This is a genomic window from Pseudoalteromonas sp. KJ63-1 (assembly GCF_055808145.1).
On record NZ_CM147855.1, the window covers coordinates 1,445,303 to 1,460,924 of the forward strand.

11 protein-coding genes and 3 pseudogenes are annotated in these 15,622 nt (G+C 40.3%); 9 read left to right on the forward strand and 5 right to left on the reverse strand.

Going from position 1 to position 15,622, the window contains the following annotated elements:
* Positions 1-36 precede the first annotated feature (36 nt).
* From AC0L7Q_RS06730 to AC0L7Q_RS06740, 3 genes and pseudogenes are all read left to right on the forward strand, one after another.
* Positions 37-1,430, forward strand: a pseudogene (locus tag AC0L7Q_RS06730) (RimK family protein).
* Positions 1,430-2,593 carry a peptidase C39 family protein gene (locus AC0L7Q_RS06735; RefSeq protein WP_413401876.1) on the forward strand — a complete coding sequence of 388 codons (1,164 nt, stop codon included), beginning with the start codon at positions 1,430-1,432 and terminating at the stop codon, positions 2,591-2,593. The pseudogene AC0L7Q_RS06730 and the gene AC0L7Q_RS06735 overlap by 1 nt, the downstream one beginning before the upstream one ends.
* Entirely contained in the window at positions 2,594-3,106 is a 513-nt protein-coding gene (locus AC0L7Q_RS06740) for an MgtC/SapB family protein (protein WP_413401878.1), read from the forward strand.
* 13 nt (positions 3,107-3,119) lie between these two features.
* Here the strand turns inward: AC0L7Q_RS06740 and AC0L7Q_RS06745 are convergent, their stop codons facing one another.
* Together AC0L7Q_RS06745 and AC0L7Q_RS06750 are read right to left on the reverse strand one after the other, a co-directional pair.
* Positions 3,120-4,349 (reverse strand): sensor domain-containing phosphodiesterase, encoded by a 1,230-nt coding sequence (locus tag AC0L7Q_RS06745; RefSeq protein WP_409425324.1) that lies wholly within the window; start codon positions 4,347-4,349, stop codon positions 3,120-3,122.
* Positions 4,350-4,478: 129 nt separating this feature from the next.
* Positions 4,479-5,488 (reverse strand): annotated as a pseudogene (locus AC0L7Q_RS06750) (GlxA family transcriptional regulator).
* Positions 5,489-5,616: 128 nt separating this feature from the next.
* On the opposite strand from AC0L7Q_RS06750, the gene AC0L7Q_RS06755 reads away from it, so the two are divergent.
* Positions 5,617-7,524 (forward strand): beta-ketoacyl synthase, encoded by a 1,908-nt coding sequence (locus tag AC0L7Q_RS06755; protein ID WP_413401882.1) that lies wholly within the window; start codon positions 5,617-5,619, stop codon positions 7,522-7,524.
* Positions 7,525-7,576: 52 nt separating this feature from the next.
* Here AC0L7Q_RS06755 and AC0L7Q_RS06760 read toward each other — a convergent pair whose 3' ends face one another.
* Positions 7,577-8,761: an acetyltransferase domain-containing protein gene (locus AC0L7Q_RS06760; protein WP_413401884.1), complete on the reverse strand. Its 1,185-nt coding sequence runs from the start codon at positions 8,759-8,761 to the stop codon at positions 7,577-7,579.
* Between the two features lie 204 nt (positions 8,762-8,965).
* On the opposite strand from AC0L7Q_RS06760, the gene AC0L7Q_RS06765 reads away from it, so the two are divergent.
* Positions 8,966-9,340, forward strand: coding sequence for a hypothetical protein (locus AC0L7Q_RS06765; protein WP_413401886.1), 375 nt, complete (start codon positions 8,966-8,968; stop codon positions 9,338-9,340).
* Here AC0L7Q_RS06765 and fghA read toward each other — a convergent pair.
* Complete coding sequence (gene fghA / locus AC0L7Q_RS06770) at positions 9,294-10,136, reverse strand: S-formylglutathione hydrolase (RefSeq protein ID WP_413401888.1); 843 nt, start codon at positions 10,134-10,136, stop codon at positions 9,294-9,296. The two genes, AC0L7Q_RS06765 and fghA, sit on opposite strands and share 47 nt — an antisense overlap.
* A gap of 58 nt (positions 10,137-10,194) precedes the next feature.
* Positions 10,195-11,316: an S-(hydroxymethyl)glutathione dehydrogenase/class III alcohol dehydrogenase gene (locus tag AC0L7Q_RS06775; RefSeq protein WP_413401890.1), complete on the reverse strand. Its 1,122-nt coding sequence runs from the start codon at positions 11,314-11,316 to the stop codon at positions 10,195-10,197.
* Positions 11,317-11,446: 130 nt separating this feature from the next.
* On the opposite strand from AC0L7Q_RS06775, the gene AC0L7Q_RS06780 reads away from it, so the two are divergent.
* The 4 genes and pseudogenes from AC0L7Q_RS06780 (at position 11,447) to AC0L7Q_RS06795 (ending at position 15,597) form a co-directional block, all read left to right on the forward strand.
* Positions 11,447-12,319 (forward strand): LysR family transcriptional regulator, encoded by an 873-nt coding sequence (locus AC0L7Q_RS06780; protein WP_413401892.1) that lies wholly within the window; start codon positions 11,447-11,449, stop codon positions 12,317-12,319.
* Between the two features lie 136 nt (positions 12,320-12,455).
* Positions 12,456-13,672 (forward strand): annotated as a pseudogene (locus tag AC0L7Q_RS06785) (lipoprotein-releasing ABC transporter permease subunit).
* Complete coding sequence (gene lolD, locus AC0L7Q_RS06790) at positions 13,665-14,363, forward strand: lipoprotein-releasing ABC transporter ATP-binding protein LolD (protein ID WP_076920258.1); 699 nt, start codon at positions 13,665-13,667, stop codon at positions 14,361-14,363. Before AC0L7Q_RS06785 ends, lolD begins: the two are co-directional and overlap by 8 nt.
* Entirely contained in the window at positions 14,353-15,597 is a 1,245-nt protein-coding gene (locus tag AC0L7Q_RS06795) for a lipoprotein-releasing ABC transporter permease subunit (RefSeq protein WP_413401896.1), read from the forward strand. The genes lolD and AC0L7Q_RS06795 overlap by 11 nt, the downstream gene beginning before the upstream one ends.
* Positions 15,598-15,622: the final 25 nt, after the last annotated feature.

The following is a 15,622-nucleotide window of genomic DNA, read 5'->3' on the forward strand; positions in this document are numbered from 1 at the left end:
TTGGCTTACTACCGATTGGTATAACTAGGAAAAGTCGTGTTTAAAACCTTAATAGTGGTTGATAACAACGAGCAAGCACTTGCTCAATCATTCGAAAATGTCATTACGTTTAATAGTTACTTACGTGATTACCCAAAACATAATGAACCTAAAACCCGCATTATTAATTTATGCGACTCAAGCCAATACTTGAGTAAGGGTTACTATTGCTCATTGCTTGCAGAGGCCCGAAAACACCAAGTATTACCAAGCGTTAAAACAATAAATGCGCTTAGAAGCGGCCAAGCACCTACTTTAAATACTGGGCAAATTGATGGCGCTGTTTACTTTGGTAATGCTCTAAATGAATTACAAAGTAAAGCGGCTAAATCGGTATTTAAACAATACCCAGCGCCTATTTTATTTGTAGATCAGCAAGGTTTATTGCAACAAGGCTCATTAACCTCTTTAAGCGAGCAACAATATGCTGCGTTTATTGAAAAGCTAAATACATTTACTCAAACGCAATGGCGTATTGGTAAAGTAGAGCGCCGTTTTAGATGGAATATGGCTATTTTGGTTGATCATAACGAAAAAGTACCGCCAAGTGATAAAGATGCAATAGCCCGTTTTATAAAAGCAGCAGCCAAACATGGTATTGATGCAAAAGCACTCAGTTTTGATGAAATAGATAATATTGCCCAGTTTGATGCGTTATTTATTCGCCAAACTACAGCGATTGACCACCCAACATACCGTCTTGCAAGTAAAGCACAGAGTTTAGGGTTGGTGGTCATTGACGATGCTGAATCTATTTTACGTTGTTGTAATAAAGTGTACTTGCATGATGCCTTCAACTATCAAAAAGTACCAAGTTTAAAAACGGTGGTAGTGGCTGATCAATCAGTGCAAACGCTTGAGCAATTAGAAGCAGCATTTACCTATCCGCTGGTATTAAAAATGCCAGAAGGGTCGTTCTCAAAAGGCGTGTATAAAGTTGCAAACCGTGGTGAGCTTGAAGCTAAACTAACCGAACTATTTGCACTGAGTGCGCTGGTATTGGCACAAGAATACATGTACACAGAATACGATTGGCGTGTAGGGGTACTTAATGGTCGTGCTATTTATGCGTGTCGTTATTTAATGGCGCGTAACCACTGGCAAATATACAACCATGACGCTAAGCGTTTTTTTCCGGTGGTTTTGAAACTCTACCAACCTTTGAGTTACCAAAAGTAGTATTAGATGCAGCTTTAAAGGCCTGTAAAACAGTAGGTAAAGGGTTATACGGTGTAGACGTTAAAGAGCACCAAGGTCGTGCGTATGTATTGGAAGTAAACGATAACCCAAGCATTGATCACAAAGTAGAAGATGGTTACTTAGGTGACGAGCTATACATGATCATAATGGATGAGTTTAAACAGCGCTTAGAAGCACGAGGGCGCGGCTAATGCCTATTGCTCTGGCTGAAAAAGCAATAGTGACAGAGGCGTATAACCTAGTCATTCGCCCTGCAATAACCGCTGACTTAAAAGCATTGGTGGCACTTGAAAATACTTGTTTTAGTAACGATAAATTAAGTGCGCGTAGTTTAAAGCGCTGGCTTGGAGCTAAACATGGGATTTTATTAGTTGCTGAGCAAAATGCGCAATTATGTGGCTATGGCTTAGTGTGGTGCCATAAAGGGACGAGGTTAGCGCGTTTGTATTCGTTAGCTGTATTACCAACGATGCAAGGCAAAGGCATAGCTAAAAAATTACTCAATGCGCTTGAAAAAGCGACCAGTGAGCGTGGACGTATTTATTTGCGCCTAGAAGTTGCAGTAAATAACGACAGCGCTATTGGACTTTATAAAAGTGTGGGATATCGCGTATTTGGTCAATACAGTGATTATTATGACGATCACAGTGATGCCTTACGGATGCAAAAAAATATACGCCAAACCAGTGAATTACAGGTTGATCGTTTAACGCCATGGTATCAACAAACCACCGAGTTTACCTGTGGACCTGCTGCGTTATTAATGGCAATGGCAGCTCTTGACTCAAACACAGAGCTGAGTCAGTCACATGAATTAGCTTTGTGGCGTGAAGGCACCACTATTTTTATGACCTCTGGACATGGCGGTTGTCATCCATTTGGCTTGGCACTGGCTGCAAATAAACGTGGTTTTAAAAGTGAGGTGATTGTTAATACATCTGAACCATTATTTTTAGATGGGGTTCGCAGTGATAACAAAAAATCTGTACTGGCCACGGTTCATCAACAGTTTGTTGAAGGCATTGCAGCGGCAAATATTTCAGTTACACAAAAAGATGTTGAATTAACTGATATAGAAAACTGGTTGAGTCAGGGGTTTAGTGTGTTGCTGTTAATTAGTACCTATCGGTTTGATGGTAAAAAATCACCGCACTGGGTGTGTGTAACCCATTTAGATGCACATTGTGTTTACGTACATGACCCATTTTGCGAGCCTGGAAAAGACTACCAGCTAGCAATAGATTGTCAGTATGTACCAATTGCACGCAGCGACTTTAGCAAAATGTCGGCATTTGGTAGCCAAAGGCTCAGAACGGCAGTTGCTATTGGAAAAGTAAATAGATTAGGATGTTAAGTGACATTTTTAGATTTTATCGATGTAGCGCCATACTCATGGGCAGCTATTGGCACCGCCGCTTTTTGTGGCGCTATTATTGGTATAGAGCGCCAGCTGCGCGGCAAACCTGTAGGTATTCGTACATCTGCCTTAATAACGTTAGGCACTTATTTGTTTTTATCTACGGCATTTAACTTACAAGGGGATGTAATTGATCATTCTCGTGTAGTGGGGCAAATAATCACGGGTATTGGCTTTTTAGGCGCAGGCGTTATGCTGGCAAAGGATGGTGCCGTGGTAGGGGTTACCTCCGCTGCTACTATTTGGGTATTGGCGTCTATTGGTGTAATGATAGCAACCGAAAACCTAGGTGCAGCAATTAAACTTTCTGTATTGGTGGTTGGTATTTTATATGGTGTTGATGTACTCGAAGCTAAGTTTAAAAGTCTCAGCAAAGGTGTGCACGCTAAAGTAAAAAGTTATCATAAACGTTATTACCGAAAAGACGGTACAGATACCGAACGCCACTAAATAGTGGCGTTTTTCATGCGGACAATGTTGCGTTTATTGCGCTAAGTGCATCGTTAATTGATGCGGGCCGGCCAATAAAATAGCCTTGTACACTGTCTACATTGAGCTTTCTTAACGAGTTGAACTCCTGTTCGGTTTCAATTCCTTCGGCAACAATAGTGCAGTCGATTGCTTTTGCAAACCCACACAGCGCTTTTGCCAGCAAAAATTTACGTTTGTCAGTGTTTATATTTTGTGTGAGGCTAATATCTAATTTAATAATATCGGCTTCAAGCTCTAGTATGTGCTGAAATGATGAAAAGCCTGCGCCTACATCATCAATAGCTAAGCGAAGCCCTCTTTTTCTGAGTGGGGTAAGTGCTGTCCGCATTTTTTCGTAGTCGGAAATTGGCGAATGCTCTGTAATTTCTAATACTAGCCTAGTGCAGTCAATGTTTTGTAATGTATTTTCAAGTGCACCGCTTAGGATATGCGAAGGTGAGCAATTAATAGCAATGTAAGTTGAATTATTAAATTTGGCTATGTTGGTGAGTGCATTTTTAATGGCTAGCATTTCTAATGCTTCATTCAAGCCAACTTTTTTCGCTTCTTTAAACCATATATCTGGACTTTTATAGGGTGTAGTAAAAAAACGAGCAAGTGACTCAAAGCCTACAACTTTATTGTGGCGTAGACTATAAATAGGCTGATAATAAATATTTATATCATTATCGGTAATAATTTGCTGAATAACTGATTTGGTGTGATTGCGCGATACACGTTTGGATAAATTTATTTCAATTAAGCCTGTCGCTATTTCCGAAATAAGATTTAGAAAAGATAAATCCCGCTCATTTAAACTCTCATCATGGTGTGATTTATAACAACAAAACGTGCCATACAGTTTGCCATTCGATAGGTTGATAGGAACACCTATATAAGAGCCTATACCTAACTTTTTGGTCACCGGCATAGCCTTAGTTATAGAGTTAGCTTCGGTATTAGTAATAATTGGATTAAGCTTTTCATCGGTGATTTTTTGGCAATACGTTTCCTTAATGGGATCGGAATTACCCACTTTAACAATTTGGTTTTCAGAGGGGTTATCGACCACTTTAAAAACCCGCTCATCGTTAATAAATTCAGATATAAAAGCAACATCCATATCTAAATGTTTACGAACTAACGCAAGTAAGTTAGCTAGCTTAGCTTCAATGGATACGTTATTGTTTTGATCGACAAGCAGCTTGCTAGATTTATCCATCGGCTATTTCTCTATTTGAATTCAAATTAGCTTAGTGAGTAATACTATAATTTATATATATAAAAAGATCTAATCAAGGCTATATCCATCTTTGCTAACCATCAAACGTGAGCATGGTATAGCCAAAACTTAACCAAATAATTTTCGCCTGACTACTTTACGGTATTCGCTGGGTGTTTGGCGTAATACTTTTTAAATACTCGGGTTAAATGCCCTTGGTCATTGTAGCCAACCTCCAATGCAACCTCTTGAATTGATAAGTTAGTTGAGGCCAATAAGTCTTTAGCACCTTCTACTCGTAGCTGTTGCCAATACTCGATTGGACTTTGGTTAGTGGCACTTCTAAAGCGACGGGTAAAGGTGCGATAACTTAGACTAAATTGAGCCGCAACCTCCTGTAAATTAAGTTCACTGGCTAAATTTGTTTTTAACCAAAATTGCATTTGTGCAATCAGCTCATCTGGGTGCCTATCTACCGCACCCTCTAAGTAACGTTGATCTTCATAGGGTTTACGAATTTCATGGGAAAAGTTGCGCTCTACATGTTGCGCCGCTTCTTTACCATAATATTGACTAATAATATGCACGATAACATCAGCAAGTGCATTTAAACTGGCTACGGTATACATACGCTCTGACTGAGTAATAAAAAAATCCGGTTTTAAATTTACATTCGGGTAGTCATGCTTAAACTGTTTAGCATAATGCCAATGGGTAGTAGCGGGGTGCCCGTCAAGTAAACTAGCCTCTGCAACAAAGCAATTACCTGTGCCTACTCCAATTATATGACTCCCTACGGTAAAGCTCTCAGATAACCAAGTGACTAATTGTTGATTAGCGCGTACCACAGGGCGAGGGTTACGCCAAATGCCTGGCACTATCACTAAATCGCAATAAGGTGAGTTTTCACTTGTACAATCTGGAATAATTGACATTCCAGTTCGCGTCTTAATGGCATCACTATTTTTAGCTACTAAATGAATGGCCAGAGGTTTAAAGCTGTTTTTATCACTATGGCCTTTAGCAAATGCCTCGCCGGCACGTAGCATTTCAATCGGTAGTGTCAGACTGGTTACCAGTAAGTGTTCAAACACTGCAATACCAATATTAATGGGAGGAGGTAATGGGTTTTTGTACATTATGAATGCTCCGACCAGTTGTTTTTGGCCTTTTATGCCGCTTATTTGGCTATTAAAGCATAAAGATATCTCTATAATCCAATTAAACTAACGTCATATTCTTATAGCACGCATTTTAAAGGTAAATTATGACTGCATTACCCGTTATTGTAGGTATGGGGGGCATTAATGCCGCTGGCCGCACTTCATTTCATCAAGGTTATCGTCGTATCGTGTTAGATAGCTTAGCGGCACAAGCTCGTCAAGAAACATTCTTAGGCCTTGCAACATTAATGAACTTGGTGACTACAGTAAACGGCCAACTTGAAGACAGCCAAGGTAATCATGTTGAGCAAAGCGACATTGAAGCACGCTTTGGTGAGCAAATTATTGCTGGTACATTAATTCGAAAAATTGAAAAAGAACATTTTGATGTTGATGCCACACCTTGGCAGCAAAAAATGACGTTAACGGCCTCAGATGATAGTGCAATTGTGTTTGAAACACGCCGTCGTGACTTACCATCACCTTTACCAAGTAATTGGCAAATAGATGATCTTGATAATAAAAAAGTAAAAGTCACGATTGCTGCTGAGCTTGACGTAAAACATGACTCAACCCGTGATAATCCGATCAAGTCTGCAGGGCAATTTCCAACAGGCTTCGATCCTGCCATTATGTATAACAGCCGCTACCAGCCGCGAGGTTTACAAGCGACCATATTTGCTGCCACCGATGCAATAAAATCAACAGGACTTGATTGGCAACATGTTATGAATAGCGTAGAGCCTGACAAAATTGGCACCTATTCAGCCTCGGTTATTGGTCAAATGGATGATAAAGGCTTAGGTGGTTTAGTTAAAGCACGCCAGCAGGGCGATCGCGTTAGTACTAAGCAGTTAGCGCTGGGTTTAAATACAATGACGACCGATTTTATTAACGCCTATGTTACCGGCAATGTAGGGACAACTTTTTCAACTTCAGGCGCATGTGCCACATTTTTATATAATTTACGCGCTGCCGTTAACGATATTCAAGCTGGGCGGACCCGTGTTGCAGTGGTTGCCAGTGTTGAATGTGCGATTACTCCAGAAGTGGTTGAAGGTTTTGGCAATATGAGCGCGCTGGCCAATATTGAAGGTTTGCGTCGTTTAGATAATTTAAGCAATGATGATGAGCCTGATTACCGTAAAAGTAGTCGTCCATTTGGCGAGAACTGCGGTTTTACCTTAGGCGAGGGCGCACAAGTTGCCATATTAATGGATGATACACTGGCTCTGGAGCTCGGTGCAGATATTATGGGCAGTGTGCCTGATGTATTTGTGAATGCCGATGGGGTTAAAAAATCAATTACCTCACCTGGGCCTGGCAACTACATCACCATGGCGAAGTCAGCTGCTCTTGCTACTAGCTTGTTAGGCAAAGAGGCACTGCAACAACGTAGCTTTATTTTAGCGCATGGCTCAAGTACACCACAAAACCGTGTTACTGAATCGTTAATTTATCATAAAGTTGCGCAAACCTTTGCCATTGATAACTGGAAAGTGACTGCGCCTAAAGCCTATGTAGGCCATACTATTGCGCCTGCTAGTGGCGATCAGCTTGCCATTGCGTTAGGTGTATTTAGTCATAATATAATGCCTGGTATTACCACCATTGATAAAGTCGCCGACGATGTTTACAGCGATCATTTAGATATTCGTAATAGCCACTATGAGTGTGGTGATATGGATATTGCGTTTATTAACTCAAAAGGCTTTGGTGGAAATAATGCAACAGCGACTGTGCTTAGCGCAAAAGTAACTATGCAGATGCTTGCTAAACGCCATGGTGATGCACTGATGAGTAGCTACGCTGAAAAACATAGCCAAGTGAAAGATGCACAGCATACTTACCAAACGCAAGCCGATTCAGGTCAATACTCGCTAATTTATCGTTTTGGTGACGGTTTAATTGATGAAAATGAGATTGTTTTAGATGAGCACAGCATTACGCTGCCAGGCTTTGAAAAAGCAATCACATTCAGTACAACAAATTCCTATCAAGATATGTTCTAAGCACACATACTTGTTAGCAAGGCGCTTTTATAGCGCCTTTTTTCATGTCTGTTCAAATATACTTAGCAATTAAACTGTGTTTATTTTTTTGCTTCCATGCTAAATAATAATTGGCAAGGATAGCTGTTAGGCCAATTACGACTGCAATAAATAGCAGTGTTGCAACATAGCTCATACCGTATCCAGTTGGTAAACCCACCAGTGTTTCGCCATAAGTCATATCAGAAAAACTAAAGCCTAAAACAGGGATAAGCAACCAACTTATTGCATGCAGTAAATACAAGTGAGCTAAGTACGAGAACATACTGGTTTTACCCAATACTTGTAAAAATGTTGGCGAAAAGTCACTTTTTAGCTTGCTCAATAGTTTAAGCATAATTAGACCTATGCCAACGGTTAACAACATAAACTGCAGGGAAAGTGGGTATTTGGTCGGATTTAAAAATGACATTATAGTGAGTAAATAAGAATCACGAATCGTAAATAGCGACGCGTCACCATAAAGGTTAAAGCCACGTAAAAGCGTATATAAAATTAGGCAGCTGACACCCAAAATTAAGCCATAATCCATAACTCGATTACTGTATTGCTTGGCCTTGTAATAAACACCTGCACAATAGGCTAACGCCATTAACCCAACAATAGGTGCTACGGGATAGGTGGTTCTAATTTTAAAGTTAAAAGGAAGTTCGAGTACATTTTTTTGATGTAAAACAGACCAGATTGTATTTGCGAGTGTATTTGGCTCAAAGTTGACGGCATCAAATAAGTTGTGGCCAAATACTAAAATTAAGCCCATGGCAAAAATTGCATACAGACCGATTAAGCGTAAAAGCCCTAGAATAATAAACCCCCAACCTATCGCCCAAATAACCTGAGCGTATAACATTGGAAACAGTGGATTAAAGCTCCAAGACCATGACACAATAGTAAATTCAAATAATATAAGCACTAGTCCACGTATAATTAAACTTTTTGAAAAAGCGTGCGTGGAAGTGTATTTATGCTCGGTTATTGCAGCTGAAAGGCCCGCTAAAAATACAAATAATGGCGCACAAAAGTGCGATATAAAACGAGTGAAAAAAGTAAGCGCATCTGTTCCTGGTATGGTCATGGGGTCGGTCACTGAATAATTTAGACAATAATACATGCCGTGATCAATCACCATAAATATAATGATAAGACCCCGAAGTAAGTCTATATGATGCAAACGATTTTGAGATAAAGGTAATGACATAAATATGCTTTGGTATGGATGAAAAAAACGAGCTTAATTATATGTTATGTTATATCAATTTACGAGGGTGATTATAAAATACTTAAGCGTAACTTATGTTGTAAACGATTTTGCTCACTAACAGATTTTTACAGTTTTGTTTTTTAATAGAGTTACTATATAAATAATTAAATCCTTCACCCACGTGCAATTCAAAGGCCAAACATGCAAAAAATATTTATTCTTTTATTAATGATTATGTCGAGTGGCTGTACCTTTGTTGGCGTTTTATTAGATGGGCAAGCCGTTTCAAATGCAGATGATAACCAAAGAATGAATAATCCAGCTCGTTCTACGCCCTATAAAAATCCACTTGAACCGGTTCCAGTTGATAAAGATGGATTCAATTTTACCGATCTCGGTTTAAAAATAGACTCTGCAGTATTTGGGTTAGTAAAAGGAGATGACGGGGTGATTAAAAAATGCAGGCAGGTTACTAAGGTCTTAAAAGAATGTGTAGAAGTAGATAAATCTACTCTACACAGTAGTGAATCTAAGCAGTTAAAAACTGATGATGAAATAATAAGTGTTGGTCTATAAAACTACTAATGAAATAGTAGCTATGGTCGTAGCCAGCTTGCATTTCGAGTGTTAACGGATAGCCTTGCTGTGTTGCAACAGCCACTAAGTTTTGTGGCTTAAGTTGCTCTTCTAAAAAGTTATCTGCATCACCTTGGCTAACCAACATAGGTAAATAATCAGCTTGTTTGGCTTGTTGCATTAATTCGCAACTATCATATTGTGCCCACTGGGCTTTATCAGCACCTAAATAGCCAGTAAAGGCTTTAACACCCCAAGGACAATCTAGCGGGTTAACAATAGGGCTAAATGCTGTAGCGCTGGTATATGCTTTAGGATTTTTAAGGGCAATCATTAATGCACCGTGGCCACCCATAGAGTGCCCAGAAATTGCTTTTTTAGTTGTTACTGGAAAATGTTGCTCTATTAATGCAGGTAGTTCCTTCACCACATAGTCGTACATATTAAAATGAGTATTGTAAGGTGCCTGCGTTGCATTGACGTAAAACCCTGCACCTTGAGCAAAATCGTAGCTATCTTCGTTAGGAACGCTTTCACCACGCGGACTGGTATCAGGTGCGACAATAGCGATGCCTAGCTCTGCCGCTTTTTTAAACGCGCCTGCTTTTTGCATAAAGTTTTCATCGGTACAGGTTAACCCTGATAACCAATAAAGTACTGGTACTTTATTTTTTTCACTGGCGCCTGGTGGTAAAAATACCGCAAAACGCATGCTGCAATGGGTGCTTGAGGAAGTGTGACTATACTGCTTATGCCAGCCACCAGCCACTTTTGCTGTTGAGATATTTTCTAACATAACAATCCTTAAAAGCCGTTACTAAATAGCAACGGCTGGTGTTGGTGATTAAAAGAAATTAGTAATGAATAACAGTACGAATACTCTTACCTTCGTGCATTAAATCAAAGGCATCATTTATTTCTTCAAGGCTCATTGTGTGGGTAATAAAGTCATTAAGGGCGAATTCCCCCGCCATGTAGCGTTCAACAATTTCAGGAAGTTGCGAGCGACCTTTAACGCCACCAAATGCGCTACCACGCCATACACGGCCAGTTACTAATTGGAACGGGCGAGTTGAAATTTCTTGGCCAGCACCGGCTACACCAATAATTACCGACTCTCCCCAACCTTTATGACAACACTCAAGGGCAGAGCGCATTACATCAACGTTACCAATACATTCAAATGAGTAGTCAACACCGCCATCGGTCATCTCTACAATCACTTCTTGAATTGGCTTGTCGAAATCTTTTGGATTAATTAAGTCGGTCGCACCGAGTTTAGTCGCAAGATCAAACTTAGAGGTGTTAATATCAACACCGATAATACGGCTAGCCCCAGCCATTTTTGCGCCAATAATGGCAGACAAACCAATGCCACCTAGACCAAAAATAGCCACTGTATCGCCCGCTGTTACTTTTGCCGTATTTGTTACAGCGCCCATACCGGTAGTGACACCACAGCCTAATAAACAAATTTCTTCTAACGACGCTTCTTTGTTTACTTTAGCTAGTGAGATTTCAGGAAGTACTGTGTACTCAGAAAAGGTTGAGCAACCCATGTAGTGATAAATTGGCTGGCCGTCTTTGTAAAAGCGAGTGGTACCATCTGGCATTAAGCCTTTGCCTTGCGTTTCGCGTACAGCAGAGCACAAGTTGGTTTTGCCAGAAGTACACATTTTACATTCACCACATTCTGCGGTGTATAAAGGAATAACGTGATCGCCAACTTCTACACTCGTAACGCCTTCGCCCACAGCGTAAACCACACCAGCGCCTTCATGGCCTAAAATAGCGGGGAAAATACCTTCAGGATCTTCACCTGATAAAGTAAAAGCATCTGTATGGCATACACCGGTGGCAGTGATTTTTACCATTACTTCGCCTTTTTTAGGCATCATCACGTCAACTTCTTCAACGCTTAAAGGCTGATTAGGGCCCCAGGCAATCGCTGCTTTTGATTTTATAAATTCAGACATGTGTATATCCTTTGTAGTGGTTTGAACATCAATTGTAGACCCAAACTGTTTGGGTGATGTGTCTATTGTATTTATTTCTATAACAATGATAATCTCTAAATTAATAAAACACTTTTACAGTATGGTAATAATGATGCGTTGGGAAGGGATTGATGAGTTTATAGCTGTTGGCGAAGAGGGAAGTTTTACTCAAGCTGCACAGGCGTTGGGTTTATCGGTTGCCCATATTAGCCGCCATGTTACTAAGCTTGAACAACGTTTAAATACCCAACTATTAACGCGTACGACCCGAAAGGTGGTATTAACCAAAGAAGGTGAGCAGTTTTTACACCAAGTAAAACAATTACAACATGCTATGGATGAGGCCACTCAGGGGCTAGCCTCTGTGCAAACATCCCCTAAAGGTAAAATTAAATTAACCGCACCGGTTATGTATGGTGAGAGTTTTATTATGCCGATAGTGCATTCGTTTATGCATGATCACCCAGAAGTAGAAGTAATCGCAACACTCTCTAATGAGCAAGAAAACCTGCTGGAAGGCGGCTTTGATTTGGCCATTCGATTAGGCCATTTAAAAGACTCAAGTCTAAAAGCGCGTCGCTTGAGCTCGAGACGATTTATTATGTGTGCCGCACCGAGCTATTTAGCGCGTTTTGGCGAACCTCATACGCTAGGTGAACTTAACCAGCACCAATGCTTAATTGGGAACAGTAGTTATTGGCGAGTAAATGAAAATAATCGCGATAAGCATATTAAAGTAGCAGGGCGATTGCATTGTAATAGCGGTTGGTCACTGGTTGATGCGGCTAAAAAGGGCTTGGGTATTGTTCAGTTGCCGGATTACTACATAGAGAATGAAATAAAAACAGGGCAGTTAGTACCAATATTAACAGCTTATCAACCTCTGCAAGAGGGTGTGTGGGGGCTTTATCCTCCGCGGCAATTTGTTGCTACTAATGTACGGGTATTACTTGATTATTTAGTAACAGGGTTGAAGGTTTAGCTAGGTTTACGGGGTTGCTCATAATATAGCCAAGTATCAGATTTATAAATTATTTCTTACATTTTTGATGATATTCAATTGCGCTGAGTTCGTGCTACTATAAAGCCACACTTTTAGCATTAATGTTTTAATTAATATGTTTCAACCTGTTAGCCTGTTTATCGGACTTAGATATAGTCGCTCTTCTAAAGGCAATGCGTTTATTTCGTTTATTTCTTTTTTTCTATTGCAGGTATAGCGATTGGTTTAATGGCGCTCTTTACAGTAAGTAGTGTCATGAACGGCTTTGAAAGCAGCTTGAAAACAAATATGCTCGGGCTCATTCCACACGTTGAAGTGCAGGCCAAACAACACTCTAAAGCGCAGATGAACACCCTTAAAGCTGATCTTGAACAATCACCATATGTTGAACATGTTAGTTTATATCGCCACGGTGAAGCCATACTGCAAACCAATAAAGACCTGCATGGTGTGTTACTGCAAGGGCTCTATGATAATAATGACTCGCTTTATAAAATCACTGACAAAGTAGTGCAGGGTAATTGGCAAAGCGTATTAAATAATAATTATCACATTGCCATTAGCCGCTATTTAAGCCGTAAACTCGGCGTTGGCTTAGGCGATAAACTGCGCGTTATTATGCCTAATGCATCTACTTATACACCCCTTGGCCGTGTTCCTAGTCAGCGTTTATTCAAAATTGCTGCTATTTACGAAACCGGATCTGAAATTGACATGGGACTGGCATTTACCAGTGGTGTGTCATTGCAACGAGTATTAAAGCAAAGTAGCTCTACACCTCCTAATTTAAGCGTGTCACTGCATGAGCCATTTGCACTTAATGAATTTATTCAAGACAGCCAACTTATCCTCAAGAATTTTAGCTACTCCGATTGGCGCAGTAGCCAAGGCACTTTATTTGCCGCTGTCGCGATGGAGAAACGCATTATGTCTATGCTCCTTGGCTTAATCGTGCTGGTGGCGGTGTTTAACATTGTGTCTGCGCTCACCATGATGGTGAGTGAAAAACAAAGCGAAGTCGCCATATTGCAAACTCTTGGGCTAACGCCAAGCCAAGTACAAACTGTATTTATGGTTCAAGGTTTATATAACGGAGTGATTGGTACGGCAGTAGGTGCTTTTTTAGGTATTTTATTTAGCTTATATATTAATGAACTGCTGGCGTTGGTTGGTTTAAATTTATTATCGGGGATTTTACTGCCGGTCAAATTTGATGTGCTTAGCTTAAGTGTGATTGCTGTTTTAAGCTTAGCCATGAGCTTTTTAGCGACTTTATATCCCGCGCGTCAGGCCGCCAAAGTAAACCCAGCAGAGGTATTACGTTATGAATGATTTAGTAATTAGTTGTGAACAAATAAGTAAAGCCTACCAAGACGGGCAAAACCAAGTTGAGGTATTAAAAGGGGTTGATTTAGCCCTAACCCAAGGTGAAATGCTAGCTATTGTTGGTAGCTCAGGCTCAGGTAAAAGTACCTTATTGCATATTTTAGGTACCTTAGATACCGCCAGTTCTGGCAGTGCAAAAATAAAAAATCAAGATGTGGCTAAACTGTCTCGCAGCCAACAAGCCGCGTTTAGAAATCAAAACTTAGGCTTTATTTACCAATTTCATCATTTATTAATGGAATTTAGTGCAGTTGAAAATGTTGCTATGCCACTGTTAATAAAAGGCTTGAGTGCCAAAGAAGCGAATATAAAAGCACTCGACATGCTTGATAAAGTCGGCCTTGCCCACAGAAGTAGCCATAAACCGTCGGCACTTTCTGGTGGCGAACGCCAACGTGTTGCCATAGCGCGTGCTTTAGTAACTGAGCCTGCACTGGTGCTTGCTGATGAGCCAACGGGTAATTTAGATAAGCAAAACGCGATTAAAATTTACGATTTAATTAATCAGCTGAATAAAAGTTTAAACACCAGTTTTGTGGTGGTGACTCATGATTTAGAGCTTGCCGACAAACTGGGTAAAATAGCGTATTTAGATGATGGTAAATTAACGATAAAAGAGTCGAGCCATGTTGCTTAGTGCCTTTATAAGTAAGCGTTTTAGAGCCTATTCAGGCCATAGAGATGAAAAAAACGCGTTTGTTAGTTTTATTGCCAAGGCATCCACTATCGGTATTTTACTTGGTGTTGCCGTGTTGATTGTGGCGTTATCGGTGATCAATGGTTTTGAACAACAATTAGTGCATCGTTTATTGAGTGTCGTGCCACAAGTTGAATATGTAGCACCAAGCAGGCCGATTGCTGATTGGCCCAGCAAAGTCGAAAAATTAAAACAGCAACCACAAGTCACAGGGGCAGCTCCATTTATAGCAGTAAATGGAATGGCGCAATTTAAAAGCCAATTAAAAGCAGTTGAAATACGGGGTGTTGAGCCTTCGCTAGAAAGTGACGTATCAGCGGTTAACCAATTTACACAAGGTAAGCTGGTTAGTCAGCTAGCACTTGAGGATGTTATTTTAGGCAAGCAAATTGTCTCTCAACTTAACTTATCAATAGGCGACAATGTCACTTTGCTGATCCCCCAAATTAGTGAAAAAGGGCAATCATTACTTGCGCCAAAACGGGTCACACTGACTCTCGCAGGCATTATAGAAATGGGTGGGCCTATCGATAGCAGTGCCGCGTTTATTCACCTTAACAAAGCCCAACAAACCTTAGGCTACGATCAAAGCCAAGTAACCGGCTTACGTTTACGAGTTGATGATGTGTTTGCAGCGCACCAAATAGCGCTGAGAGTAGGGCAAACTGTTACTGATTATGTGTATATATCGAGTTGGTTTAGAACCCAAGGCAGCTTGTATCAAGACATTCAAATGGTGCGTACAATTGTTTATATTGTGGTGTTTTTAATTATTGCAGTCGCCAGTTTTAACATTGTTTCGTCATTAGTGATGGAAGTGCGCGAAAAAGAAGGCAATATTGCCATTTTAAAAACCATGGGTGCCAAAGACAGTACTATATTGGCTACTTTTGTAATGCAAGGCTTAACTCAAGCATTTGTTGGCGTTGTTTTAGGCTCTATTATTGGGGTCATTCTAGCAATCAATATTAGTGAGCTGTTTACTTGGCTAAGTTTATTGCTGGGTGAAAATCCGCTAGAAGGTGTGTATTTTATCGAATTCTTACCGAGTAAATTAGTTTGGCAAGATATAGTGTTAACCGTTATTGCCACCTTTGTGCTTGCAATATTGGCGACGCTGTATCCAGCATGGCAAGCAACACGTGTTGATCCGGCAAAAGTATTGGGTAATTAAACACAGTATTTAATAGGGCGCTAAG

Coding starts and splice junctions, on each gene's coding strand:
- AC0L7Q_RS06780 (WP_413401892.1), top strand. CDS start 11,447: ATGATGCGTTGGGAAGGGATTGATGAGTTTATAGCTGTTGGCGAAGAG.
- AC0L7Q_RS06745 (WP_409425324.1), bottom strand. CDS start 4,349: ATGGATAAATCTAGCAAGCTGCTTGTCGATCAAAACAATAACGTATCC.
- fghA (WP_413401888.1), bottom strand. CDS start 10,136: ATGTTAGAAAATATCTCAACAGCAAAAGTGGCTGGTGGCTGGCATAAG.
- AC0L7Q_RS06735 (WP_413401876.1), top strand. CDS start 1,430: ATGCCTATTGCTCTGGCTGAAAAAGCAATAGTGACAGAGGCGTATAAC.
- AC0L7Q_RS06795 (WP_413401896.1), top strand. CDS start 14,353: ATGTTGCTTAGTGCCTTTATAAGTAAGCGTTTTAGAGCCTATTCAGGC.
- lolD (WP_076920258.1), top strand. CDS start 13,665: ATGAATGATTTAGTAATTAGTTGTGAACAAATAAGTAAAGCCTACCAA.
- AC0L7Q_RS06760 (WP_413401884.1), bottom strand. CDS start 8,761: ATGTCATTACCTTTATCTCAAAATCGTTTGCATCATATAGACTTACTT.
- AC0L7Q_RS06755 (WP_413401882.1), top strand. CDS start 5,617: ATGACTGCATTACCCGTTATTGTAGGTATGGGGGGCATTAATGCCGCT.
- AC0L7Q_RS06775 (WP_413401890.1), bottom strand. CDS start 11,316: ATGTCTGAATTTATAAAATCAAAAGCAGCGATTGCCTGGGGCCCTAAT.
- AC0L7Q_RS06765 (WP_413401886.1), top strand. CDS start 8,966: ATGCAAAAAATATTTATTCTTTTATTAATGATTATGTCGAGTGGCTGT.